Annotated in this window: 20 protein-coding genes and 2 pseudogenes; 17 read left to right on the top strand and 5 right to left on the bottom strand. The window is 63.0% G+C overall.

The features are described from left to right. Window positions 1-56 precede the first annotated feature (56 nt). The 7 genes from BLQ74_RS21305 (at window position 57) to BLQ74_RS21275 (ending at window position 6,072) form a co-directional block, all read left to right on the top strand. Window positions 57-779 carry an ABC transporter permease gene (locus BLQ74_RS21305; protein ID WP_090266082.1) on the top strand — a complete coding sequence of 241 codons (723 nt, stop codon included), beginning with the start codon at window positions 57-59 and terminating at the stop codon, window positions 777-779. A gap of 16 nt (window positions 780-795) precedes the next feature. Further along, window positions 796-1,557, top strand: coding sequence for an ABC transporter permease (locus BLQ74_RS21300; RefSeq protein WP_090266079.1), 762 nt, complete (start codon window positions 796-798; stop codon window positions 1,555-1,557). Further along, window positions 1,554-2,345, top strand: a complete 792-nt coding sequence (locus BLQ74_RS21295; RefSeq protein ID WP_090266077.1) for an ABC transporter ATP-binding protein — start codon at window positions 1,554-1,556, stop codon at window positions 2,343-2,345. The genes BLQ74_RS21300 and BLQ74_RS21295 overlap by 4 nt, the downstream gene beginning before the upstream one ends. Further along, window positions 2,342-3,907 (top strand): histidine ammonia-lyase, encoded by a 1,566-nt coding sequence (gene hutH, locus BLQ74_RS21290; protein WP_090266075.1) that lies wholly within the window; start codon window positions 2,342-2,344, stop codon window positions 3,905-3,907. Before BLQ74_RS21295 ends, hutH begins: the two co-directional genes overlap by 4 nt. 132 nt (window positions 3,908-4,039) lie before the next feature. Then, window positions 4,040-5,152 carry an S-(hydroxymethyl)glutathione dehydrogenase/class III alcohol dehydrogenase gene (locus BLQ74_RS21285; protein ID WP_090266074.1) on the top strand — a complete coding sequence of 371 codons (1,113 nt, stop codon included), beginning with the start codon at window positions 4,040-4,042 and terminating at the stop codon, window positions 5,150-5,152. A 70-nt stretch (window positions 5,153-5,222) separates the two neighbouring features. Continuing rightward, window positions 5,223-5,606 carry a VOC family protein gene (locus BLQ74_RS21280; RefSeq protein ID WP_090266071.1) on the top strand — a complete coding sequence of 128 codons (384 nt, stop codon included), beginning with the start codon at window positions 5,223-5,225 and terminating at the stop codon, window positions 5,604-5,606. A 154-nt stretch (window positions 5,607-5,760) separates the two neighbouring features. After that, window positions 5,761-6,072: an alpha/beta fold hydrolase gene (locus tag BLQ74_RS21275; RefSeq protein WP_090266068.1), complete on the top strand. Its 312-nt coding sequence runs from the start codon at window positions 5,761-5,763 to the stop codon at window positions 6,070-6,072. Window positions 6,073-6,222: 150 nt separating this feature from the next. On the opposite strand, the gene BLQ74_RS21270 is transcribed toward BLQ74_RS21275, so the two are convergent. After that, window positions 6,223-6,669 (bottom strand): winged helix-turn-helix transcriptional regulator, encoded by a 447-nt coding sequence (locus BLQ74_RS21270; protein ID WP_090266066.1) that lies wholly within the window; start codon window positions 6,667-6,669, stop codon window positions 6,223-6,225. 110 nt (window positions 6,670-6,779) lie between these two features. Between BLQ74_RS21270 and BLQ74_RS21265 the strand changes: the two genes are divergently transcribed. Beyond that, a complete protein-coding gene (locus BLQ74_RS21265; RefSeq protein ID WP_090266064.1) occupies window positions 6,780-8,006 on the top strand; it encodes an MFS transporter in 1,227 nt (408 codons plus the stop codon). A gap of 63 nt (window positions 8,007-8,069) precedes the next feature. Here the strand turns inward: BLQ74_RS21265 and BLQ74_RS21260 are convergent, their stop codons facing one another. Next, the gene (locus BLQ74_RS21260) at window positions 8,070-9,371 is read right to left on the bottom strand and encodes a carbohydrate porin (protein WP_090266062.1); all 1,302 of its coding nucleotides are present in this window, start codon (window positions 9,369-9,371) and stop codon (window positions 8,070-8,072) included. Between the two features lie 93 nt (window positions 9,372-9,464). Further along, window positions 9,465-11,882: a glucose/quinate/shikimate family membrane-bound PQQ-dependent dehydrogenase gene (locus tag BLQ74_RS21255; protein ID WP_090266422.1), complete on the bottom strand. Its 2,418-nt coding sequence runs from the start codon at window positions 11,880-11,882 to the stop codon at window positions 9,465-9,467. Between the two features lie 271 nt (window positions 11,883-12,153). Between BLQ74_RS21255 and BLQ74_RS21250 the strand changes: the two genes are divergently transcribed. Beyond that, complete coding sequence (locus tag BLQ74_RS21250) at window positions 12,154-14,148, top strand: TonB-dependent receptor family protein (RefSeq protein ID WP_244507243.1); 1,995 nt, start codon at window positions 12,154-12,156, stop codon at window positions 14,146-14,148. Window positions 14,149-14,286: 138 nt separating this feature from the next. Here BLQ74_RS21250 and BLQ74_RS21245 read toward each other — a convergent pair. Then, a pseudogene (locus BLQ74_RS21245) lies at window positions 14,287-14,481 on the bottom strand (SphA family protein); the annotation flags it as partial. Between the two features lie 249 nt (window positions 14,482-14,730). Between BLQ74_RS21245 and BLQ74_RS21240 the strand changes: the two are divergent. The 8 genes from BLQ74_RS21240 to BLQ74_RS21210 all read left to right on the top strand — a co-directional run bounded on the left by BLQ74_RS21240 (window position 14,731) and on the right by BLQ74_RS21210 (window position 24,746). Beyond that, the gene (locus BLQ74_RS21240) at window positions 14,731-15,726 is read left to right on the top strand and encodes a SphA family protein (protein WP_425287511.1); all 996 of its coding nucleotides are present in this window, start codon (window positions 14,731-14,733) and stop codon (window positions 15,724-15,726) included. A 114-nt stretch (window positions 15,727-15,840) separates the two neighbouring features. Beyond that, window positions 15,841-16,815, top strand: coding sequence for a helix-turn-helix domain-containing protein (locus BLQ74_RS21235; protein ID WP_090266056.1), 975 nt, complete (start codon window positions 15,841-15,843; stop codon window positions 16,813-16,815). 153 nt (window positions 16,816-16,968) lie between these two features. Continuing rightward, window positions 16,969-17,328, top strand: coding sequence for a c-type cytochrome (locus BLQ74_RS28215; RefSeq protein WP_090266053.1), 360 nt, complete (start codon window positions 16,969-16,971; stop codon window positions 17,326-17,328). Further along, window positions 17,325-17,921, top strand: a complete 597-nt coding sequence (locus tag BLQ74_RS27170; RefSeq protein WP_139199097.1) for a hypothetical protein — start codon at window positions 17,325-17,327, stop codon at window positions 17,919-17,921. The genes BLQ74_RS28215 and BLQ74_RS27170 overlap by 4 nt, the downstream gene beginning before the upstream one ends. Before the next feature lie 12 nt (window positions 17,922-17,933). After that, window positions 17,934-19,484, top strand: a complete 1,551-nt coding sequence (locus tag BLQ74_RS21225; RefSeq protein WP_090266050.1) for an FAD-binding oxidoreductase — start codon at window positions 17,934-17,936, stop codon at window positions 19,482-19,484. Window positions 19,485-19,701: 217 nt separating this feature from the next. Continuing rightward, complete coding sequence (locus tag BLQ74_RS21220) at window positions 19,702-21,144, top strand: carotenoid oxygenase family protein (protein ID WP_170842837.1); 1,443 nt, start codon at window positions 19,702-19,704, stop codon at window positions 21,142-21,144. Window positions 21,145-21,292: 148 nt separating this feature from the next. Further along, window positions 21,293-22,771 carry an aldehyde dehydrogenase family protein gene (locus BLQ74_RS21215; protein WP_090266046.1) on the top strand — a complete coding sequence of 493 codons (1,479 nt, stop codon included), beginning with the start codon at window positions 21,293-21,295 and terminating at the stop codon, window positions 22,769-22,771. Between the two features lie 79 nt (window positions 22,772-22,850). Next, entirely contained in the window at window positions 22,851-24,746 is a 1,896-nt protein-coding gene (locus BLQ74_RS21210; protein ID WP_090266043.1) for an FAD-binding monooxygenase, read from the top strand. Between the two features lie 337 nt (window positions 24,747-25,083). On the opposite strand, the pseudogene mhpE reads toward BLQ74_RS21210, so the two are convergent. Then, window positions 25,084-25,566, bottom strand: a pseudogene (mhpE, locus tag BLQ74_RS21205) (4-hydroxy-2-oxovalerate aldolase); the annotation flags it as partial.

The raw sequence follows: 25,566 nt of genomic DNA, 5'->3' as shown, positions 1-25,566 counted from the left end.
GTGTCGCTGCAAGGTCGATCCAGCAGCGGCACGCCGATCGAGACGAGGAGATGTATATGGAAACCTTGCAGATGCTCGGCTTCGGTCAGAGCGGTTGGGGTTCGACCCTGTTGAGCGCCATCGCCATGACCCTGGTACTGACATTGGTGTCGCTGCTGGTCGGGGCCTTGCTCGGCAGCCTGGTGGCGGCGGCGAAGCTGTCCCGGCGCCTTGGCCTGCGCTGGCTAGGCAATGGGTATCTGGTGCTGGTTCGCGGCATTCCCGAACTGCTGGTCATCTACCTGTTCTATTTCGGTGGCGCCACGCTGGCCTCGGCGCTCGGCCACTGGTTCGGCAAGACCGGTTACGTCGACCTGCCGCCGTTCTGGGTAGGCGCGCTCGCGGTCGGCCTGCTGTCGGGGTCGTACCAGGCCGAAGTCTATCGCGGGGCGTTTCTGGCCATCCCCCGAGGGCAACTGGAGGCGGCACTGGCCATCGGCATGAGCCCCTTCACGCGCTTCAGGCGGGTACTGCTCCCGCAGGTACTGAGCTATTCGCTCCCCGGCCTGGGCAACGTCTGGCAGATGACCTTGAAGGACTCGTCGCTGATCTCGGTCATCGGCCTGGTCGAGCTGATGCGCGCCAGCCTGATGGCCGCCGGGTCCACGCGCCAGTACTTCACCTTCTACATCATCGGCGGCATTGGCTATCTGCTGCTGACCGGGTTGTCGGGGCGGGTGTTCAACCTGGCCGAGGCGCGCGTGAGCCGCACGCAACAACGTACCCCCATCCGCTACTGATGCAGGCGAGCCGCAAATGATCGATTTCCCGTTCCTACTCGATACCTTGCTCAAGTTGCTGGCGGCGCTGCCCACCACGCTGACGCTGTTTGGCAGTTCTCTGTCGCTGGGGCTGTTGCTGTCACTGGGCATCGTCAGCATGCGTGTCAGCCGCTCGCCGCTGCTGAGCACGCCGGCGCGCTGCTACATCTGGATCTTCCGCGGCACGCCGCTGATCATCCAGATGTACCTGATCTACTACGGCCTGGGGCAGTTCTCGCTGATCCGCCACAGCGTCGCCTGGGGCGTCCTGCGCTCGCCCTATGGCTGCGCGGTGGTCTCCCTGGCGCTGTGCACGGCCGGCTACACCGCCGAGATCATCCGCGGGGGCCTGCTCAGCGTCCCGCACGGACAGATCGAAGCGGGGCTGGCCTGCGGCATGTCTCGCTGGGCGCTGCTGCGGCGGATCATCGCCCCGATCACCCTGCGCCAGATGCTGCCGGCGTACTCCACCGAAGCGATCCTCATGCTCAAGGCCACGGCGCTGGCCAGCCTGATCACCGTCTGGGACGTCACCGGGGTCGCCCAACAGATCATCCAGCGTACCTACCGCGTCGTCGAAGTGTTCATCTGCGCGGCGCTGATCTACCTGGTCATCAACTACCTCATCGTGCGGGCCATCGGTTGGCTGGAGCATCGCCTGACGCCCCACCTGCGCGAGCGTCCCTCGGACGGCGAAGCGGCCACAGCGCCTCTCGACGCCATCAACCATTCGAACATTCAGCGGGGCTCCGTATGAACGCTCAGCCAGAGATTGCCTTGTCGGTATCCAATATCCAGAAGTCCTATGGAGACGTGCGCGTACTCCAGGGTATTTCCCTCGACGCCAGGCGCGGAGACGTGGTGTCCATTCTCGGTGCCAGCGGCTCCGGCAAGAGCACCTTCCTGCGCTGCATCAATCTTCTCGAAACACCCGACGAAGGCAGCATCCGCCTCAACGGCGAAGCCATCGAGATGAAGCGCCTGCGCGACGGACGCCAGGCGCCGCGCGATGGGCGCCAGGTGGAACGCATCCGCAGCCGCCTGGGCATGGTGTTCCAGGGCTTCAACCTGTGGACGCACCGGACGGTGATCGAGAACGTCATGGAAGGGCCGCTGCAGGTGCTCAAGCGCTCTCACGCCGAGTGCGTCGAGGAGGCTGAAAGGCTGCTGCAGAAAGTCGGCCTGTACGAGCGGCGCAACTATTACCCGGCCCATCTCTCCGGCGGTCAGCAGCAGCGCGTGGCGATCGCTCGGGCCCTGGCGATGAACCCGCAGGTCATGCTGTTCGACGAGCCGACCTCGGCACTCGACCCGGAGCTGGTGGGCGAGGTGCTCAAGGTCATGCGCGCGCTGGCGGAGGAGGGGCGCACCATGCTGGTCGTCACGCACGAAATGGGCTTCGCCCGGCACGTCTCCAACCGGGTGGTGTTCATGCAGGGCGGGCGCATCGATGCGCAAGGCTCGCCCGACGAGTTGTTCGAGGGGCTACCCACCGAGCGCTTCCGGCAATTCGTCTCCAGCCACCAGATGAGGAGCGCGGAATGAGTTCGGTGGATCTCGATTGCGGCCTGGTGGATCGCTCAGCGTCTCGGCATCCGAAGGCGCAGAGCGCTGAAAGCGTCATTCTGGGCGACAGCCCGCTGACCTGGCGGGAGATCGTCCAGGTGGCCCGGCATGGCGCTCGGCTGGTCCTCGCCGACTCGACCTGGGCGCGCATCGACAACGCCCGTGCCATCGTCGAGCGGATAGTCGCGAGTGGCGAGCGCGCCTACGGCATCAGCACCGGCCTCGGCGCCCTCAGCACGGTGCGGCTGGAAGGGGCGCAATTGGCGCAGTTGTCGCGCAACACCTTGCTCAGCCATGCCTGTGGCGTCGGCGCGCCGCTGAAGGTCGAGCAGACCCGGGCGATCATGTGCGCGGCCATCGGCAACTTCGCCCGCGGTCACTCGGGGATCAGCCCCGGCGTGATCCGCGCGCTCGTCGAGCTGCTCAATCAGCACATCACGCCCGTGGTTCCGGCGCAGGGCTCGGTCGGCTATCTGACCCACATGGCGCACATTGGCGTCGCCTTGCTGGGGGTTGGCGAGGTGAACTGGCAGGGGCGGACGATGCCGGCGGAAACGGTCTTGCGCCAGGCCGGGATGGCGCCGCTCGAACTGACCGCGAAGGACGGCATCAGCCTGGTCAACGGGACGCCCTGCATGACCGGGCTCGCCTGCCTGGGGCTGGCCGATGCCTTCAACCTGGCGGATTGGGCGGACACCATCGGCGCCATGAGTTTCGAGGCCCTGCGCGGACAGATCGATGCGTTCGACGAGGTGGTCCTGGCGCTGAAGCCGCATCCCGGTGCGCAACGGGTGGGGGCCAATCTTCGCGCGCTGCTGAAGGGCAGCGAAGTGATAGCCGGCAGCCGCGGGATTCGCACCCAGGATGCCTTGAGCATCCGCTCGATCCCGCAGATCCATGGCGCCTGCCGCGACCAATTGGTGCACGCCGAACGGCAGATCGACACGGAACTGGCGTCGGCGACCGACAACCCGCTCGTGGTCGGCACGCCGGACAGCTACCGGGTGCTGTCGCAGGCCAACCCGCACGGCGAGTCAGTGGCGATGGCGGCCGACCTGCTGAGCATCGCCCTGGCGGAACTGGCCGGGGTGGCCGAGCGGCGCCTGGATCGCCTGATCAATCCCCTGGTCAGCGGCCTGCCGGCCTTCCTGGTGAGCCAACCCGGGGTCAACTCGGGAATGATGATCGCGCAGTACGTGGCGGCCGCCCTGGTCGGCGAGAACCGCCAGTTGGCCCAGCCGGCGGTGGTCGACAATTTCGTGACCTCGGCCCTGCAGGAGGACCACCTCAGCCTCGGTACCGGCGCGGCACTCAAGCTGCTCAAGGTGATCGAGAACACCACCCAGGTGCTCGCCATCGAATACCTGCTCGCGGCACAGGCCTTCGAGTTCCTCAAGGAACAGCGCTTCGGCGCGGGAACCACGGCTGCCTGGCTGCTGCTGCGCGAGCAGGTTCCGCCCTATGACGAGGACCGCTGGCTGGCACCGGACATCGCCAGCGCCGCGCGCCTGGTGCGCGGCCCCGCGATGCTGGCGGGCTGAAGGCGCGCTCAGCGCGATAAACCAGAAACGCACGGGTGCGGATTTCCTCAGCATTGCCTGGCAATGGCGATGTTCCGGGGAGCCCCACGCCCGCGCAAACACTTGAGAAAACCACGATAGGTATCCTTTGCCATGATCAAATCGCGCGCGGCTGTCGCCTTCGGGCCCAATCAGTCGCTGAAGATCGTTGAAGTCGATGTGCAGCCGCCCAAGGCTGGTGAAGTCCTGGTGCGGATAGTGGCGAGCGGTGTGTGCCATACCGACGCCTACACCCTGTCCGGCCAGGATTCCGAAGGCGTCTTCCCGTGCATTCTCGGCCACGAAGGCGGTGGCATCGTCGAAGCGCTGGGCGAGGGCGTGACCTCGCTGCAGGTCGGCGATCATGTGATCCCGCTGTACACCGCCGAATGCCGCGAGTGCAAATTCTGCAAATCCGGCAAGACCAACCTCTGCCAGGCGGTACGCGCCACCCAGGGCAAGGGCCTGATGCCTGACGGCACCACGCGCTTCTCCTACAACGGCCAGCCGATCTACCACTACATGGGCTGCTCGACCTTCTCCGAATACACCGTGCTGCCGGAAATCTCCCTGGCCAAGATTCCCAAGGACGCGCCGCTGGAAAAGGTCTGCCTGCTCGGTTGTGGCGTGACCACCGGCATCGGCGCGGTACTCAACACCGCCAAGGTGGAGGAGGGCGCCAGCGTGGCGGTCTTCGGCCTCGGCGGCATCGGCCTGGCGGCGATCATCGGCGCCAGGATGGCCAAGGCCTCGCGCATCATCGCCATCGACATCAATCCGGCCAAGTTCGAGATCGCCAAGGAGCTGGGCGCGACTGACTTCGTCAACCCGAAGGACCATGACAAGCCGATTCAGGACGTCATCGTCGAGATGATCGACGGTGGCGTGGACTATTCCTTCGAGTGCATCGGCAACGTGCAACTGATGCGTGCGGCACTGGAGAGCTGCCACAAGGGCTGGGGCGAGGCGACCATCATCGGCGTGGCCCCGGCCGGCGCGGAAATCAGCACGCGGCCTTTCCAACTGGTCACCGGCCGCGTCTGGCGCGGCAGCGCCTTCGGTGGCGTGAAAGGCCGCACGGAGCTGCCGAGCTACGTCGCGCAGGCCGAAAAGGGCGAGATTCCGCTCGACACCTTCATCACCCACACCATGGGCCTGGAAAAGATCAACGAGGCCTTCGAGCTGATGCACGACGGCAAGAGCATCCGTTCGGTAATCCACTTCTAAGCGTCACTCCGCTGCCGCGACCGGCAGCGGTTCCTCTGTATCACCCCAACAACCCACGATGGAGACTTTCATGTCGATCTTCACCCACGTAACTGTCGGCACCAACGATCTGGCCAAGGCGCGCGCCTTCTATGATGAAACACTCGGCAAGCTGGGCTTCAAACGCCTGGCCGACCTGGGCGACAACGGCTCGATCTGGGGCGTGGACAAGCCGTCCTTCTTCGTGCTCAAGCCCGCGAACGGCCAACCTGCCAGCGTAGGCAACGGCGTGACCGTCAGCTTCGAGGCGCAGAGCCGGGCACAGATCCATGCCTTCCACGACGCAGCGCTTGGCGCCGGCGGCAAGAACGAAGGCGCCGCCGGTCCGCGCGACTGGGCGCCCAATGCCTATGCTGCGTATGCCCGTGATCTGGATGGCAACAAGCTCGCCGTCTACTGCTTCAAATCCGAGTAATTGATACCAGGCGGCGCGCTCGCCGGGCGCCGCCTCCAGCAACAGTCGCTCAAGGTGTTGCCGGGGGGCTGTCGATTCTTGGCGCCAGTCGCGCCGGGGCCGAGCAACGTCACGCCGAGCTGCAGGTCCTGATGCTGGCGGTGGGGGGCTCTCGTTGCTCGGCGATGTGGCTGGTGGCTTCGGCCTTGTCCAACTGCCGCTGGACGGGCCGCTGCTGTCACTGCCGGCCTGGGTGCTGGAGCTGACCCGCCTGCCGGTGCGCATTCTCGCTGGCGACAGCGACGGCCTGACCCCCGCCGAACGCGCCCGCCCGCTGCATGAGTTGCTGCCCGGTTCCCTGTTCGAAGTGCTGGCCAGCTGCGGCCACCAACTGATGCTGGAAAGACCGCAGATCGTCACCCGCCACCTGCGTGAGCTGCTCACCGCGCTACCGGCGGGGGATCGCGTTACCGCGAGTCACGGATGACTCGACCCACGCACTGCTGGTATGGCCATTACGCACATGCTTGCGCAGTGCGGCCATAGCGTCTCCAGGAGGGTGCGGACGCGATCGCTACGCTCGTGGCGAGCAGCGAAGAACGCCTCGTTACCGTTGAATAGGCGCAGCGGATGGAATCTACGAAAGTTTCCGAACCTCGGTGCCTTCAGGTCGCAGCACGGCACCATCTTCGGCCTGCGGCGCCATGAATGGAATGGGCCTGCCGGTACGCTTGTCAATCAGCTCGGAATGGCGCTCGCTGCGCGCAAACAGGTGCTGTTCGCCCCACTGTCGTAGCGCGACCACGAGGGGAAACAGGCTCTCTCCCTTGGCCGTTAGCACGTACTCCTGGTAAGCCGTTCCATCCGAAGCCGCCTGGGTCTCCAGGATGCCCGCGTCCACCAGCTTGCGCAGGCGGTCGGACAGGATATTGCGGGCCATGCCCAGGCTGCGCTGGAAGTCACCGAAGCGACGCATGCCATCGAACGCATCGCGCACGATGAGCAACGACCACCGATCGCCAACGACATCGACGGAGCGGGCGACGGGGCAGGGCTCGTCATTGGAGGACTTGCGATGTGGCATGAGATCTCCGGGTAATCGGGCATTGGCGGTCTTTCCGGTTGCATTTTAAAACTGCAAGGCCTAGCCTTCAAATGGTTTCGTTTTGAAACCAGATCAATTAGGTGCAGACCATGAAGGCTTCCTCCTTGACGACATCGCCGCACCAGGTCACGGCGTCCGAACGACCAGCGGACATGCAGCGCAGCCTGGTGACGCTGTTTGCAGCGGCCAGTGGCTTGAGCGTCGCCAACGTGTATTACGCGCAGCCACTGCTGGACACATTGGCGCTGGATTTCAACATCAGTCCCGCATCAGTCGGCGGCGTGATTACGGCCACGCAGGTCGGCTGCGCGCTGGCCTTGCTGCTGCTGGTGCCCTTGGGCGACCGTGTGGATCGCCGGCGCTTGATGGCCGTGCAATTGCTGGCGCTGGTGGCTGCACTGGCGGCGGTGGGTTGGGCTTCGTCCGCGCCGGTGCTGCTGGCCAGCATGCTTGGCGTCGGTTTGCTGGGCACGGCGATGACGCAGGGACTGATCGCCTATGCCGCTAGCGCCGCCGGTCTCCATGAACAGGGCCGCGTGGTGGGCGCAGCGCAGGGCGGAGTGTTCATGGGTTTGCTGTTGGCCCGTGTGTTCGCTGGCGGCGTCAACGACCTGGCCGGTTGGCGCGGCGTGTACTTCTGCGCCGCCGCGCTGATGCTGGCGATTGCACTACCGCTATGGCGGCGCCTGCCGATCTTGGCGACGACACCGGCAGCCATGAGCTATCCGCTCCTCATCGCTTCCATGCTGACGCTGTTGCGGGAAACACGGGTGCTGCAAGTCCGGGGCATGCTGGCGCTGCTCATGTTCGCTGCCTTCAATATCTTCTGGAGTGCTTTGGTCCTGCCGTTGAGCGCGCCGCCCTTCGCGCTCTCGCACAGCGTCATTGGTGCTTTCGGACTGGTGGGTGCGGCAGGTGCGCTGGCTGCCTCACGTGCCGGGCAATGGGCGGACAACGGATTGGCCCAGCGCGTCACTGCGGCGGCGCTCGTGATGCTGCTGCTGGCCTGGTGGCCGCTATCGCTGATGACGTCGTCGCTGTGGGCGCTAGTGATCGGCATCGTGTTGCTGGACATGGGCGGACAGGCGTTGCACGTCACCAACCAGAGCCTGATCTTCCGCGCCCGACCGGAGGCGCGCAGCCGATTGGTCGCCATCTACATGCTGTTCTACGCAACGGGCAGCGGCCTAGGGGCGATCGGTGCGACTACTACCTACGCCTATGCAGGCTGGCAGGGCGTCTGCCTGCTGGGGGCATCGGTCAGTTTGCTGGCGCTGCTGCTGTGGGCGGCGACCCGGCGGCACATGCCGAGTTGAAACAGAGATCAGGGAACAGCAAAGGACTGACTGCGTTCAGGATGCCCCATCGCCGGGGATGCCTCAGAGGCTCATCTTGACCTGTAGCCCCAGCACCAGTGCATTGCTGATGTCCTGACCGGAGAAGGCGCCCGGTTCGAGGATGTATTGCAAGTCCGGGCGCAGCAGCAGCCAGGGGGTGGCTTGGAAGCCATAGCTCAGTTCGACGAGGCGCTCGGCGTTATCCAGGTTGGGGAAGTCCTGGCCGTTGGCCTGGGCAGTCTGTTCCTGCACCTCGCGACTGCGTGGGTTGGGCACGGCGCGGCCGAAGCCCAGCGCGAGGGTGTCGCGCGGACGGCTGGCGAAGGGTTGCTGCAGCACTACGCCGACGCTGTACCACTTGGTGAAGGGGGAGGCCGCCGAGCTGGCCACCGCGGCTTGGCCGAACAGGTGCAGGCTCTGCCCGGGCAGGTCCTGGGCATGCCAGACGGCCTGGTCGGCCAGCAGGTAGTGGCCGCCGCGTCCGGAAACCGTCTCGTTGCTGCCGATTCGCTTCGCCTCCGAGCTGTCGTAGTACCAGCCGAGCTTGTATTCGCCTGGCAGGTCGTCGAAGCGCTTGTAGACCAGCTCGACGGGCACCACGGTGCCGGTGGTGTGCTTGGGTGTGAGGTGCCAGGCGCGGCTTGAGTTGCCGTTGCTTTCCGGGTCGACGTTGAACGCCGCCACGCGCAGTTGCCAGGCCGGGGTGAAGTTGTATTTCAGACCCACGCCCAGGCGCGCGTTGGGGTAGTTGGTCCAGCCGCTGCCGCCGGACATGTCCAGCGGATGACCGCAGAAGCCGGCGTTCATGAAGTTGCAGAGGATGCCGCTGTCCAGCCCGCCGAGGTCGTTGCCCATGGCCATGTAGCCGAGCTTCACGTCCAGATCCGGGGTGAACAGGGTGCGTTCGTAGCTCAGCTCGGTGAGGCGGGTATAGAGGCCTCCGTAGTTCTCCTGCACCGGCAGGCGGTTGCCGATGAGGTCGCCGGAGCCGTCGCCGCCCCGGCGGTCGTTGATGGTCAGTTGTACGACGCCGGCATTGTCCGCAGCGTAGAGGCGATCAAGGTCGAAGCGCACGCCGAGCTTGATGTTCTGCGAGTAGCGCGCCGAGCGCCGCTTGCCGCCGTCGGCGTTGTATACGGTCTCGCCACTGTAGTCGCCGGTGAAGCGGATGCCCTTGGTGTCCAGTTCGCGGCGCAGGCCGCCCCAGTCACCGCTGAGGGTAGGGCGGTCGAGCAGGTCGGCATCGTCAGCCAGGGCCAGGGACGGATTCAGGCAGCAGGCGCCCAGCAGCAGGCCGGGCAGCAGGTGTGGGGTTGCACACCGGTTACGCAGAGGGGATGGCATGGAGAGGCTTCCCGGAATGACGCGAAGGACGAAAAAACGGCGCGGCGGCTGCCGCGCCTCAGGAATATGCCCGCCAAGCGGCGGGCGCCGGATTCAGGGCAGGGCGTAGGCCATCACGTAGTCGCCGCGGTCGGTCGACTGGCGGGCGCCGCCGGCGGTGATCACGATGTACTGTTTACCGGTCTTCGGCGACACGTAGGTCATCGGGCCGCCCTGGCTGCCCACGGGCAGGCGGGCCTTCCAGATTTCCGCGCCGTTGCCGCTGTCGAAGGCGCGCAGGTAGAAGTCCTGGGTGCCGGCGATGAATACCAGGCCGCCCTGGGTCGACAGGGTGCCGCCGAGGGTCGGCAGGCCGATGGGGATCGGCAGGTGCATGCGGATGCCCAGCGGGCCGGTGTCCTCGACCGTGCCCACCGGTACTTGCCAGGCGATCTTCTGCGTCTTCACGTCGATCGCGGTGAGCGTGCCGTAGGGCGGCGCTTGGCAGGGGATGCCGGCGACCGAGAGGAAGCGGTTCTTGTTCACCGCGTAGGGGGTGCCCTTGAGCGGTACGGCGCCCATGCCGGTGTTCAGCGCTTCGCCGCCGGAGGTGGCCTGGCCCTTGTTGGCCGAGGGGATCATCTGGATCCACAGACCCAAGCGCATGTCGTTGACGAAGATGAAACCGTGCACCGGGTCGGTGGACAGGCTGCCCCAGTTCATCCCACCCAGGGAGCCGGGGAAGCTCAGCGAAAGGTCGGTGCCCGGTGCGGTGTAGAGACCGTCGTAGCGCATCTTCTTGAAGTCGATGCGGCACAGCAGTTGGTCGTACGGGGTGGCCCCCCACATGTCCGATTCGTGCAGGGTCTGGGCACCGATCTGCGGCATGCCGACCGATTTCGGCTGGGTCAGCGAGTAGGGCTCATTGGGGATGTTGGCCGCCTTGACCGGGACTTCCTCGACCTTCGTCAGCGGTTTGCCGGTGGCGCGGTCCAGCACGTAGATCTGCCCGGCCTTGGTACCGATGACCACGGCGGGCACCTTGCTGCCGTCAGCCTGAGTGAAGTCGATCAGGCTTGGCTGCATGGGCAGGTCGAAGTCCCAGAGATCGTTGTGCACGGTCTGGAACACCCACTTCTCGGCGCCGGTGCTGGCGTCCACGGCGAGGATCGAGGCGCCGTACTTGTGGTTGAGCGCGGTGCGCTCGACCCCGTAAAGATCGGTGGAGGAGCTGCCCATGGGCAGGAAGACGGTGTTCATCGACGGGTCGTAGGACATCGGCGCCCAGCTGTTGGGGGTGCTGCGCACGTAGGTGCTGCCCGGCGCGGGAGCGTTCTTGTCGGCCGGGTTGCCCGGGTCGAAGGCCCAGCGCATTTGCCCGGTGATCACGTCGAAGCCTCGGATCACGCCGCCGGGCATGTCGGTCTGGACGTTATCGGCGACGCGGCCGCCGACCACCACGGTGGTGCCGGCCATCAGCGGCGCCGAGGAGAGCTGGTAGTAGGAGTCGGGCACGTCGCCCAGGCCAGCCTTGAGGTCGACCTGGCCGTTGTTGCCGAAGCCCTGGCAGAACGCCCCGGTGTCGGCGTCGACCGCGATCAACCGCGCATCGATGGTGTTGGTCAGCAGGCGGCGTTGGCAGTTGGCACCGGCCGCTACGCTGGCGGCGATCACCGGCGAGCTGCCCGGCTGGGTCGGCTGGGCCACGGCCGGGGTGGCGTCGAAGTAGGCCAGGCCACGGCAGCGCTGCCAGACCTTGGACTTGGCGGCGATCTCGTTCTTCCACAGCTGCTTGCCGGTATCGGCATCCAGCGCGATGAGGTTGTTGTGCGGGGTGCAGATGAACACCTTGTCGCCGATCTGCAGCGGGGTCATCTGGTCTTCCGCGCCGTTGCCGTCGCTGACGGCGACATCGCCGGTGTGGTACGTCCAGGCCACCTGCAGCTTGCCGACGTTGCCGCGGTTGATCTGGTCCAGCGCGGCGAAGCGACTGCCGCCCTCGGTGTTGCCGTAGTGCGCCCAGTCCTTCTGCGCGTGGGCCGGGTCGACCGGGGTCAGGCCCGGGCCGTTGCCGGTGGCCGGTACGCTCGGGTGGGCGACGAACATGTTGCCGGCGGCCAGCGCCAGTACGACCGCCAGGACCCCGGCCAGGCCGTAGGCGCCACGCCCCGGCGCGCCGCCGGCGGCATGCACCAGCATCGGGTAGGCCAGCGTAACCGCCAGGCCGATGGCGCCGAACATGAACAGGCGCGAGAACAGCGGCCAGAACGCCAGGCCGGCGTCGGCCAGCGCCCAGATCGCGGTTCCGGCCAGGAACACGCCGAACAACCAGGCGCCGGCCGGTTTGCGCAGGGCCACGAGGAGGCCGGACAGAGCCATGACCAGGCCGCCGATGAGGAAGTACCAGCTGCCGCCGAGGCTGGCCAGACGTACGCCGCCGGCGGCCAGGGCGAGGCCGAGCAGGGCGATGACGACGCCCAGTCCGATCAGGATGAACCTGCTGAGGCCGGAGGCCTGCGAATGTTGCTTCATGCCGAGCATCTCGCTGTTAAGTGTTGTGATTATACTCTTAGCCTGCTAATTAACTAGGTGGTTCACAAGTCGTATGTTCGATTATCGGACGGGTAAGTGGTTCGCTGGTCAGGGAAGCATCTGGTCACCCGTGCAATGCCCGGCGCCCTTTGCAGAGGGGCTGGGCGCCCGGGTGCTCAACCTGCTGCCGTTGCTTTTGCTTGGCCTGGGCAACGCAGCGCCGGTGCGGGCCGATGGCGAGCCGGCCCCGGCGAGTGTGGAGCTGCCGACCATGGTGGTCACCGCGACCTACGAACCGGTATCCAGCTTCGATCTGCCGTTCGCCATCGATACCGTGCAGCAGCCGCAGATCGGCGACGGCCAGCTCGGCGTCAACCTCTCCGAGGTACTGCCACGGGTCCCCGGGTTGGTAGTGCAGAACCGCCAGAACTATGCCCAGGATCTGCAGATTTCCTCGCGTGGCTACGGTGCGCGCTCGGCCTTTGGTATCCGCGGCCTGAAGCTGCTCAGCGACGGCATCCCCGCAAGCACTCCGGATGGGCAGGGCCAGGCGGCGACGCTCAACCTGGATGTCGCCGAGCGCATCGAGGTGCTCCGTGGTCCGGCCTCGACCCTCTATGGCAGCAATGCCGGCGGAGTGATCCAGATGTTCTCCCGCGACGGCTATGGTTCGCCCAAGCTGGGGGCGGAGACCACCTTCGGCAGCGATGGCTTCAACAAGAACCACCTCTACAGCGAAGGTGGCAACGACCAAGCTGGCTTCCTCCTCGACGCTTCGCGCATGGACACCGACGGCTACCGCGACCACAGCGCTGCGCGCCGTGACCAGACCTTCGCCAAGGTCAACTTCAAGCCCGATGACGACAGCCGCATGGCGCTGATCTTCAGCAGCCTGGAACAGAATGGCACCCAGGATCCGATGGGCCAGACCTGGGACGCCTATAAGCGCGACCCACGCTCGGTGGCCGCGGCGGCGGAGCTCTACAACACGCGCAAGAGCATCGACCATCAGCAACTGGGCATGAACTACGAGCGCTACTTCGGCGACGCCACCCTGCAGGTGAACCTCTACGCCGGCCAGCGCAGCGTGCTGCAGTACCTGTCGATTCCGAAGACCGTGGTCTCCAACAGCCAGCGTGGTGGCGGCGTGGTGGACTTCGACCGCGATTTCCACGGCGGCACCCTGCGCTGGATCCAGCCGTTGCAGGGCGTGCCTGGCGATCTGACGGTCACCACCGGCCTGGACTACGACCAGAGCCGCGACGACCGCCGCGGCTACCAGAACTTCAGCGGCGACCAGCTCGGCGTGAAGGGCGAGCTGCGCCGCGACGAGGAAGACATCGCCACCAGCCTCGACCCGTACGTGCAGGCGCGCTGGGCGCCGGGCGACTGGACCTTCGACGCCGGCCTGCGCTACAGCAGCATGAAGATGGAGGTCGATGACCGCTATCTGGTCAACGGCGATTCCAGTGGCACGAAGACCTACCGGCAGTACACTCCGTCGCTCTCGGCGATGTACGCCTTCAGCCCGAACCTGCATGGCTACGTCAGCGCCGGCAAGGGCTTCGAAACACCGACCCAGGCCGAGATGGCCTACGCGCCGGGTACGCTGGAGAGCTTCAACTTCGGCCTCGATCCGGCGACCAGCAGCCAGTACGAAATCGGCCTGAAAGCCAAGGTGGCCGGCAGCACGCGGATCAACGCGGCGCTGTTCGAGATCCGCACCGATAACGAGATCGTCGTGGCTAGCTCCACCGGCGGCCGCACCAGCTACCAGAACGCCGGCAAGACCCTGCGCCGCGGCTTCGAATTGGGCGTGCAGAGTCAGCTCAGCGAACGCTGGGAAGCCAACCTGGCCTACACGCGCCTGGACGCCACCTACGACCAGGACTTCGTCGAGAACGGCAGCGTCATCGAGAAGGGCAGCCACCTGCCCGGCGTGCCAGGCAGCAGCCTGTTCAGCGAACTGGTCTGGCACCCGCGCCAGGACATCAGCATGGGCCTGGAGGGCCAGTACCGCAGCAAGGTCTACGTCGAGGACAGCAACGAGGCGAAACCGGCGCCGAGCTACGCGGTATTCAACTGGCGGACGCGTTTCGAACAACACGACGGGCCCTGGACGTTCCACGAGTTGCTACGTTTGGACAACTTGCTCGACCGCCAGTACGTCGGCTCGGTGATCGTTGGCGACAGCAACGGCCGCTATTACGAAGCGGCACCAGGTCGCTCCTGGTACGCCGGCGCGGGCCTTGAGTACTCGTACTAGGTCCGCGTTGTGATCAAAGCTCGCGCGAGGGCTTTACGAAGTGCCTCTTCGTTGCGCTTACCTCAGTCCGATGGAATTTGAGCGGCGAAATGCAAGCCGTAGCTCCAGCTACCTGTCACCAGCGCCGCGACAGACCACGCTGCTGTACTTCAGATAAACCAAATGGCTCCAGCCCGGCGGGCCGGCAAACCCGTCGAAGAAGCGGGTTCCGCCGAGGTTGAGGCCGGCCGGCTGGTTGACAGAAGGCGGAGGCGGGCCATCGGCAGCCATTGCGGTGGAGCTGAGGGCCAGGGATGACAAGGAAAGGGCTGTGCTGGCAAGCAAGGTTTTCATGGATGCTGGCTCTATTGTTTGATTTATGAGCGGGAGAACTCGTAGGCAGCCCAATTTAGGAGCGCTGCCCATTCGCGTCTTGCGCCAGCGGGACATCCTTGCCTGAACGCGCCATGATTTTCGGGCTGTGTTTCTGCCTGGCGTGTTCAGTCAATTTTTGGCAGGCACGGAAAAGCCCGCACCCTGTCCTCGTTCCTAGATTTGCGGCGTGGCAAAAGCCTCCACAAAAACAAGAACGAGACACGCACAATGAATGCCTTTCTGCGCAATACCGGCCTTGCCCTGGCCGTAATGTCCGCTCACGTCGCCGCTCAAGGCGCTCCGGCTGCACCACCGCCCTCGGTGAGTCAACCGACTGGTATCAACCTCGGCGTCACCAGCTTCTTCGACGGATTTGCCGGTCCGCCGGGCTGGACGTACCTGGCTTATCTTCGTACCAGTTCGGCGACGTCGATCCGCGATAATCAGGGGAAAAATATTGCGGCTTTCGATGACCCTGAGATTCAAGCGACAGTGTTACTGAACCAGGTGAGCTACATCTCACCCGCCACCGTAGGGTTGGGGGCTCACCTTGGCTGGAACGCCATCATTCCTATCACCTCCGTGGACGCGACCTTCGGCTCGGGCGGCCCGCAGTTGAAAGACAACGCAACCGGGCTCGGCGATCTCACGACCGGGCCGCAAGTGCAGTTCGATCCCATCATCGGCGCTGATGGAAACCCAGTCTTCTCCCAGCGCTTTGCATTCGACATGATCCTTCCAGTTGGGAAGTACGATAAGCACAAGGACATCAACCAAGGCTCCAACCATTACTCGCTCAACCCTTATTGGGCCGGCACCTGGCTGCCCGCACCGAAGTTCGAGGTGAGCTGGCGCCTGCACTACCTGTACAACTTCAAGAACGATGACCCTGCTAGCAGTACGCCTCAGTACTTCGAAGGTGCACCAGTGAAGGACGTTCAGGCCGGACAGGCTGCTTGGGCCAACTTCACCACATCATACGAGGTGGCTCCCAAGGTGCATGTGGGCATCAACGGGTACTACTTCAAGCAATTGACGGACGATCGCGCGAATGGCCATCGCCTGGAAGACTCACGAGAGAAGGTGCTGGGTGTCGGCCCTGGGCTGTTCTGGGCGATAGATCAGGGCAATGGTCTGTGGGTCAACACCTATCGGGAATTCGAGGTGGAGAACCGTGCTCGAAACGATTACGTCCTGCAGGTGAGATTCGGGCACGCCTTCTAACCAGGACGTTGGTCGGGGCGCTGCGGGATGGGCTGGACGATGCTGCAAAATCCGGCATCATCCGCCCACACCTTCGGCGCTTTGCGTGCCACATAAAAAGAATGAAGGCTCCCGATGAATCATCTGTCCTGTGTGTCTACCGAGCAACTTCCCACCACCGATCGCTTGGGGAAGTGGGCACAATGCGTCAGCCAGTACGCTGGGCGCCTGCCGCCACCCGTTCTGCTGAACGAGGCAAGCATCATTGAACCTTTCAACCAGCGTCGCTTTCGCGGAAAGCTGGAGTTCGGGGATCTCGGGGATCTTCGCTTCTGTCGCATGGCCGCCAGTGCACACCGGTATCGCCGGGCGCTTCGTTCGGAGCATTCGATTGATGTCGGAAATTGGACGTTGGTGCTCCAAGAGTCCGGGATCAGCCAGTTCACGCAGTCTGGGCGATCTGTTTCGCTGTCCCCGGGCGAGTTCGTGTTGCTCGACATGAACCAAGCTCTGGACGTCACCAGTAGCCGTGGCTGCGAGCAGATCATCATGCCGGTTGGTGAACGAAGCGTAGGGCAGGCCCGCTCTGGTCGGCTTTACCACTTGGCTTGCGAAGGTGGACTTGGGCGAATGCTTTTTAACTTGTTGCACGACTCAGTAGCCCACTACAACCACCTGTCTGAACGTGCAAGCCGAGCATTGGGCGACTCTCTGCTTGAAGTGCTTGATCATGCTTTCGAGCAGGTCAGTAGTGATCATGATTTCGACGTGCGTGGAACCTCCAGGCTCGATCTCGTGCGCCAGTGCATCGAAGAAAGGCTGCATGATCCGGAACTGAACGCAGAGACGGTCGCGGCGGCCTTGGGATGGTCTTCCCGCTCACTGCATCGGTATTTCCATGACGCGCTTGGGTGCACCTTCAGTGATTACATGTGGCAGCAACGCCTCACCCGGTGTGCAGAGCAACTGCAGGATCCGGTGCACAGCAATCTCTCCATCACCGACATTGCTTACCAGCTTGGGTTCAGCAGCAGCTCTCATTTCAGCCGCAGTTTCAAGTCCTCTTTCGGCATGAGCCCTCGAGCTTATCGCCAAGCTCGATCTGCATAGTTACTCGAGCACGCCACCCTAAGGGGGTGGCGCGCCCAATCAAGACCAGGCGGCTCCAGGCAATTTTCCCCGGCTCGATCTTCGTAAGGTGACTCTGCCTCTGTGCATCAGGCGCACAGGTAGACATCCAAAACAAGAAAGCAGGTAGGAATCATGCCCTTGCGAAGCCTCTCACGCCCGCGGTCTTTACTTTCCGCGACCTCGCATTCACAGCTCCTAGGTTCATTGCTGTTGGCGCTGGGTCTCTCTATTCCCTTCGACACTGCCACCGCCGCCCGGTCACCGGAGCAGATCTATCAAGGAGTCTGTGCACGTTGCCATGAAGAGGGCATTGCACCCTCGATCAAGGGGTTCCCGGCCGCGCTAATCCAATGGAAGGTGCGTAATAGTGTGGGGGCTATGCCTCGCTTCCCGCTCACAGATATCGATGACAAGACTCTGGGGGAACTGGGAACCTACGTGCAGAACCTAAAACCTACCCCAGCCTCCGCGTCGGAGGGCGAGCACAAATGAATCGCCGACGCTTTCTCGCTGGTAGCTGGGCAGCTGTTCTGGGGGGCGGCCTACTGATGGCCCTTCAGCCATCCTTGCTGACGGCATCTCCGCGCTTTGACGACGCTCCCATCGTGCTGATCAGCAATGGGAGCCGACCATCTCGAATCTTCGCCGATGCCTTTGCCAGCCAATCAGGACGCTCAAGCGATGTGTCCACCGTGGACTGGAGCGACGGTCTCTCGCCAGCCGCACTTGCAGCCTATGAGCGAGAGGTCGCTAAGCGCAGAACCTTGGTTGCTGGCCTGCTGAGCTGGAGCGAATGGGAGGTACTGAGCATGCTCACACCGCGCTTCGCTTCGTTGCACGAGATGTCTCACCTGCGGCAGATGGCGGCGGCGGGAAGTTTTCGCCTGCATCGGGCGCCGACGAGCGCCGACTCCGCTTCACCACTCATTAGCTCCCGTCAGACCTGGGCTGCGACAGCAGGGCTGTTGGCGGCTGAATCGCTTCGAACGGCAACTCTGCGGCACGCAGAAGCAATTCAAGCCTGGAAGTCCGACGGATCGACGTCGTCGACACCTTTCGTCTCGTTCGCCTATCTCACCGTCTGAGTGGAGATCACCATGACCGATACCCTGAACCTGCCCGCCGGTGTGAGCACGGCTGACTTCGATAACGCCCTGAAGGAATACATCGCTGTAGTGGGGAAGGACAATGTAATTGTCGCCCCCGAAGCCATGGCTCCGTATCTCAAGGCGTACATCCCGATTGATGAAAAACTCTACGCACCCTCTGGCGCTATCGCAGTATCAAGTGTCGAGGAAATCCAGGCCGTTCTGAAAATCTGTCACAAGTACGGGATTCCCGTGTGGCCGATTTCCACCGGTCGCAACTTCGGATACGGCACGGCCTTGCCGGCAGTCCCCGGACAGTTGCTTCTGGATCTGCGCAAGATGAACAAGATCATCCATATCGATCCGGAGCTCGGTACGGCGCTGGTCGAGCCGGGTGTCACTTATGCTCAGCTGCATGCCTACTTGGCTGAACACAAGATTCCGCTTTGGCTTAGCGTGCCAGGGCCTGGCCCCTTGGTCGGGCCCGTTGGGCAGACGCTGATTCGAGGCGAGGGCTATACCGCCTATGCGGAGCAATTTTCCAGTTGCTGCGGCATGGAGGTCGTCCTGGCTGATGGTCAAGTCGTTCGCACAGGGCTGGGCGGCATCGAAGGTACTTCGGCGTGGCAGACCAACAAGTACGGATATGGCCCTTACCTGGATGGAATTTTCAGTCAATCTAACTTCGGTATCGTGACCAAGCTGGGGCTTTGGCTGATGCCGGCGCCTGAAAGCTACGAAGTCTTCACGATTGGCTTCCCGGCCTACTCGGATCTCGAGAAAGCAGTAGAGATGGGGCGTCGGTTGAAACTGTCCGAAACCGTCAGATCACCGTTGCTGATCGCTTCGACGGCCACCGGCATGGCGCTGGCAGGAGTGCCCCGATCGGTAATCAAGCCGGAACCGGGTGCGCTGACCGCTGAGGACATTCAGGCCTTTGCACAGAAAAACAAGCAACCGACCATCTCGGTCAGTGGAGCACTCTACGGAACGCGCGAACAGATCGCGGCGCATCTCAAGCTGGTGGAGAAAGAGGCGCGCGACGCTGGCGGCATGTTGCTGCATGGCGAGCAGTTGAATGTCCTGCCTGAAAAGCTCGCTCACCACTTCCGCGATATTTTCACCGGCACTCCGAATCTCCAGGAGTTCGCGCTGCTGAACTGGATCGGCGGAGGCGGATTGATCTGGTTTGCCCCCATCTGCCCAACTCGCGGTAGTGAGGCCATGAAGCAGGTCGAGATGATGAAGAGCCTGGCGACCGAGTTTGGCTTTGACTTCATTGACGCGTTTTTCCTCAATGGACGCAGCATGGTCCACCTGTTCAACCTGTTCTACAACCGTAGCGATGCCGATCAGGTGAAGCGCGCTTACGCCTTCTTCGAGAAAGCCCAAGCTACCTTCGCAAAGGCTGGGTACGGGGTATATCGAAGCAATCCGGCCTTCATGAAGAAGACCGCGGAGGTGTATGGCCAGGCGCAAATGGACATCAATCGACGCATCAAGAAGGCGCTGGACCCCAAGGGGATCCTGGCTCCTGGCATGTCCGGAATTACCATCTAGCCACTGTGAGCCCGAGCGCCTGGCAAATCACCCGGCGCTCGGGTCGGTCTGGCGCTCTCAGTCAAGTTACCGCATTGCCCAGGCAAGTCCTGCTGCTCGCCCGCTCCTAAATTGGCATCTAGGGTGCCAAGCGCATCCAGGTTTCGTGGCCACGCTGCCACGGGAACACGACAACAAGAATCCGGTGAAACCGGCTCTATGATGCATGGTGAAACGCATGACTCTGCTATTCCCGTTACACCCTAACTTCACTGGCTACAACGCCCCAATGCGCACCGATAGCGAAATCCTGGATCTGGAGGTTATCGGTGAGCTGCCTGCCGAGCTTGAAGGAACCTGGTATCGCTGCGGCCCTGACCCGCGTTTTCCTCCGCGACTCGGCAATGACATCTACGTGAATGGCGACGGCGTCGTCAGCATGTTCCGTTTCCACCAGGGACGCGTCGATTTCCGCATGCGCCACGTGCGCACTGAACGCTACCTTGCCGAACGTTATGCCGGTCGGTCGCTGTTTGGTGCCTATCGCAACCCCTTCACTGATGATCCGTCGGTAGCCAACGTAAGTGGTAATACTGCCAATACCACCGCGTTCTTCCATGCCGGACACCTTTTCGCCCTCAAGGAAGATGGCCTGCCGTACGAGCTCGACCCCAACACCTTGGAAACTCGGGGCTTGTGGGACTTCAGGGGTAAGCTAAAGAGCAAGACCGTCACCGCCCATCCCAAGATCGACCCCGCAACAGGCGAGTGGCTGCTATTTGGCTATGAGGCGAATGGCCTGGGCTCGCGCGACATGGTCTTCGGTGTTGTCGATAAGCACGGGGATCTGGTGCGCGAAGAGTGGTTCGAGGCTCCATACACGGCCATGCAGCATGACTTCGCCGTTACCCGCGATTACGTCATTTTCATGGTCTTCCCGACTACCGCAGACGTCGAGCGCATGCGCCAAGGTGGCGATCACTGGGTCTGGGAGCGGGACAAGGACAGTTGGATCGGCATTCTGCCTCGTCAGGGCAGCGCGGCCAACTTGCGCTGGTTCAAACGGCCGGCAGGCTACTCGTTCCACGTGGGCAACGCCTACAACGAAGGCAGCCTGATTCACATCGACCTGTGTCTGTCGCAACGTAATGCATTCCCCGGCATCCCTGATGCCGATGGTCGCCCGTATAACCCGGAGGAGGCCGCTCCGTTCCTCACGCGCTGGAGTTTCGATGCCCAGGATCCAGAAGCGACCTTTACCTCTCGGCAACTGAGTCCGATCCCCGGCGAGTTGCCCCGCGTGGACGGCCGGGTCGTGGCTAGCAAGCACCGGGTGATCTACTACGGCGGCATCAACCCAGAGCTGCCCCTGAACACCTCTGGCCCTATTGGCCCAGGATCGAACCTGCTAGTTCGTGTGGACGTGGACACCGGCGCAGTCAGCGCTTTGCATCTGCGCGACGCCGACTCGTTCCAGGAGCCACAGTTGGTTCCAGCAGTTGGTCATGAGGGATACCTGCTGGTTGTCGTGGATCACCACGACACCACGCTGGCTTCGGTGGCTGTTCTTGAGGCCGCACACCCCGAGAAGGGGCCCATCGCCACGATCAAACTGCCAATACGTCTCCGCGATGCTTTCCACGGCTGCTGGGTAGCCGCTGGCGCAGCCAACGGGGCATGAGCCAGTCGCGAGGCTGGTAATCGATATCAGGGGAGGGCGGCCATGTCCTCCCCTGTCTACGTTCGTCATCTTTATCTCCTGTCTTGCCGCTTGCGGAGCCCTTCTGGGGGTAGCAGCAGGCGCAACAGCAAATTGAAGGGCAAGCTCTATGGAACCCAACCACCCGGTGCATTACGCCATTGAAGGGCGGCAGTTCATTAATGGCAGTTGGCGTCACGGTCGATCTCAGCGACGTCTGGACGACACCAATCCCTATACCGGCGAAACGCTTCTGGAAATTCCTCTCGCCTCCATCGGTGACCTGGATGAGGCATACCAGGGGGCGCGACGCGCTCAAGTTGAATGGGGCAAAACCCACCCAGCGCAACGCCGCGGCCTACTCGAATGCCTCGCTCGGGTCATGGAGGCGCGCGCAGGCGAGATCATCGAGTGGCTGATCCGTGAGTCTGGAAGTACCCGACTTAAAGCAGGTTTCGAGTGGCACAACACCCTGCAGTTGGTCAGGGAATGCGCGGGCTTCCCCTTCCAGGTTGAGGGGCGAATCCTGACTAGCTACAAACCCGGTGAGCAGAGCTTCGTGTTTCGCGAGCCACTCGGCGTGGTGGGTGTCATCAGTCCCTGGAACTTCCCGTTGTACCTGAGCATGCGCTCTGTCGTTCCTGCCATCGCGTTGGGTAATTCGGTGGTGCTCAAGCCGGCCAGTGACACCGCCGTCAGCGGCGGCTTGCTGATCGCCCACATGTTCGAGGAGGCCGGTTTCCCCGCCGGCGTTCTCAACGTGGTGGTTGGCGCAGGGGCGGAAATTGGCGACGCCTTCGTTGAGCATCCCGTACCAAGCCTAGTGTCTTTCACGGGGTCTACCGACGTTGGCCGCAGCGTCGGACGCCTCGCTACCGGTGGTGCCCATCTCAAACGGGTCGCCCTGGAACTCGGGGGCAATTGCCCACTGGTAGTCCTGGACGACGCCGATGTTGAGCTGGCTGCCCATGCCGCCGTAGTCGGTCGCTTCCTGCATCAGGGGCAGATCTGTATGAGCGTCAATCGCGTGATCGTTGATCGCTCGCTTTATGCCGACTTCTCGGCGCAGGTCGTAGATCGCGTCAAGAAACTCAAAGTGGGTGACCCGATGGACGCCGGCACGGTGATCGGCCCTCTCACCAATTCGGCACAGATGCAGTCGCTGCAGCGCAAATTGGCAAATGCCCATGCCGCGGGCCTCCAGCAGCTTCATGGTGGAGAGGGGAGAGGGCTTCTGTTACCGCCCCATGTCTTCGGGAATGTTCCGGTTGATCACGAACTTGCCCTGGATGAAACCTTTGGCCCGATTCTTCCGATGCTCGTGGCTGAAAACCAGGCTCATGCGATGCAGCTCGCCAACGCTAGTGAGTACGGACTCTCCAGTGCTGTGTTCACTCGTGACATGCAGCGAGGACTCGAGTTTTCTCGCGGGATAGTCGCAGGGATGACGCATATCAACGACATCACCGTCGATGACCAACCGAACGCGCCATTTGGCGGCGAGAAGAACTCGGGCTTGGGGCGGTTCAATGGTCATTATGCGGTCGAAGAGTTCACTCGAGCACATTGGATTACCTGGAACGGCGGCTCGCCGAACTATCCGTTCTGATCTCGCGCCTCTGACTCAGCGATTGCTAAAGGCATTGGCCCTCGGAAGGCCAATGCCTGCACAAGAAAGGACAACAGTTATGCAGTTTCATCTGAATGGTTTTCAAGCGGGCGATCCCTGCGTGCATCCAGCGCCGGAGGGTATCCATAGTCAGCGACTGCCGGAGTTCGTGGACGTGCTGATCGTTGGGAGCGGGCCGGCGGGCCTGGTGCTGGCAGCGCAACTTGCCAAGTTCCCCGGGATAATCACTCGGATCGTCGAACGCCGTGCGGGCCGTTTGACGATGGGACAGGCCGATGGCATCGCATGCCGGACGGTGGAAATGTTCAACGCCTTCGGGCTGGCGGACAAACTATTGTCAGAGGCCTATTGGGTGAACGAAACCGCATTCTGGAGACCAGATCCTGATAATCGCCAGGCGATTACCCGTACCGGCCGCGTGCAGGACACTGAGGACGGTCTATCGGAGTTCCCCCATCTCATCGTCAACCAGGCTCGCATCCAGGACTATCTCCTGGACTCCATGCTGCAGTCCTGCCGGCGCCTTGAGCCTGACTACAGCCTAGAGGTTATTTCGCTCGAACGTGATGACTCGCAGGACTACCCAGTTTGCGTCACCCTCCGCCGCACTGATTCTGCAAGCGAAGGACAGGAGTTTAGTGTCCGGGCAAGCTACGTAGTGGGATGCGATGGGGCCCGAAGTGCCGTACGGGCCGCTATTGGCCAACAGTTGCAGGGCGATGCAGCGAACCACGCCTGGGGCGTTATGGACGTCCTCGCCGTGACCGATTTTCCTGACATTCGACTTAAGGCTGCAGTCCAGTCAGCCAGTGATGGCAACCTACTGATCATCCCGCGTGAGGGCGGTCACTTGGTGCGCTTCTACGTCGATCTTGGTGACGTGTCTCCCGAGAGTCGCCAAAGCATTCGGCAGACCAGCGTCGAGCAAATGGTCGCTACCGCACAGCGGATCCTGCATCCCTACACCCTCGACGTGAAGGAAGTAGCTTGGTCGTCTGTCTACGAGGTGGGGCAACGTCTAACCTACCGTTTCGATGACTCTCTGGATGAGCAAGGTCGGGAGCGGGCGCCGCGAGTATTCATCGCCGGCGACGCCTGCCACACCCACAGCGCAAAGGCGGGGCAGGGCATGAACGTCTCGATGCAGGATGCCTTCAACCTGGGCTGGAAACTGGCGGCGGTGCTTGAAGAGCGAAGTGCACCGGGCCTCCTGAAGTCCTACTCGGCCGAACGCCAGCCGGTAGCGCAGGAGCTGATTGACTTTGACAAGCAATGGTCTGCGTTGATGGGAGGGCGGCCCAAAGATCCGGCGAACCCGGCCGCCGGTGGTGTTGACCCGGCAGAAGTCCAGGACTACTTCGTTCGCGCTGGTCGCTACACGGCAGGAGTTGCGACCCGTTATCGACCAGGCCTGCTGACCGGAGAAGGGCACTGGCAGCACTTGGCAACCGGCCTTCTCATTGGGGCCCGCTTCCACTCGGCACCTGTAATTCGCCTGGCGGATGCTAAACCAGTACACCTCGGTCACACGGCGTGCGCCGATGGGCGCTGGACGCTTTATATATTTGCTGATGCGGCACAGCAGGCTTTCCGTGAACTCTGCAATCAATTGAGCAGCGAGTCGGATGGTCTGTTACGTCGTATCACGCCGGTCGGCTTAGATATTGATAGTGCTTTGGATGTAAGGGTCGTACTGCAGCAGCCCCACCGCACAATCAAACTGGAGGAACTACCAGAACTGCTACTGCCGCGCAAAGGGCGCTACGGTTTGATCGACTATGAAAAGACCTTCACAGTCGATAGTTCTGCCAACATATTTGATCTGCGTGGCATCGACCAAGAGCAGGGGGCCATGGTGCTCGTGCGGCCGGATCAGTTTGTTGCCCATGTCCTGCCACTTACTGGGGGCGGCGAGTTAGAGTCGTTCTTGCTACCGATCATCCACCACAATTAAGGGGAACCCCAGCCATTCACGGTGAAATGGCTGGGGGCTTCGATAAGTCAATCTGCCGCCTGCGCCGAGGAGGATAGTCATAAATCCCCGGTTCAACGGGTCAACCGCTTGTGACCTATCAGCGGCGCAATGATCGCTTCACGGCAAACTGGTCCTGGTTAGACGAACCACGGTTATCTGATACTTACTCTGCTTCGAGTATTGGGGCTGATGAGGTCCGCTGACGGCAACCTGTCAAAGCTTTGTGCGTCCGAAGAGCGCGCGTTGTTTCATTTCGCGAACCAGGCTCTGCTGCGCAGCCTGGTCCGCGAGCAAGCTAACTCTACGTGCACGGGACTCAGCGGTTCAGTATGTCCAGCGCCACGTCGACGATCATGTCCTCCTGGCCGCCGACCATGCGCCGTTTGCCCAGTTCGACGAGGATGTCCACGGCCTTGATGCCGTACTTCGCCGAGGCCACTTCGGCGTGGCGCAGGAAGCTCGAATAGACCCCGGCATAACCGAGCGCCAGGGTCTCGCGGTCGACCCGCACCGGGCGGTCCTGCAGCGGGCGCACCAGGTCGTCGGCGGCATCCATCAGCGCGTAGAGGTCGGTGCCGTGCTGCCAGCCGAGCTTGTCGGCGGCGGCGATGAACACTTCCAGCGGCGCGTTGCCGGCACCGGCGCCCATGCCGGCGAGGCTGGCGTCGATGCGGTCGCAACCCTCCTCCACCGCGGCGATGGAGTTGGCCACACCGAGGCTGAGGTTGTGGTGGGCGTGGATGCCGGTTGCGGTCTCCGGCTTGAGCACGGCTTTAACAGCACGGAAGCGCGCACGGAT

Origin of the sequence: Pseudomonas panipatensis, from assembly GCF_900099785.1 — a bacterium.
GTDB classification, from domain to species: Bacteria; Pseudomonadota; Gammaproteobacteria; order Pseudomonadales; family Pseudomonadaceae; genus Pseudomonas; species Pseudomonas panipatensis.
This window is presented reverse-complemented; position numbering and strand designations above follow the sequence as displayed.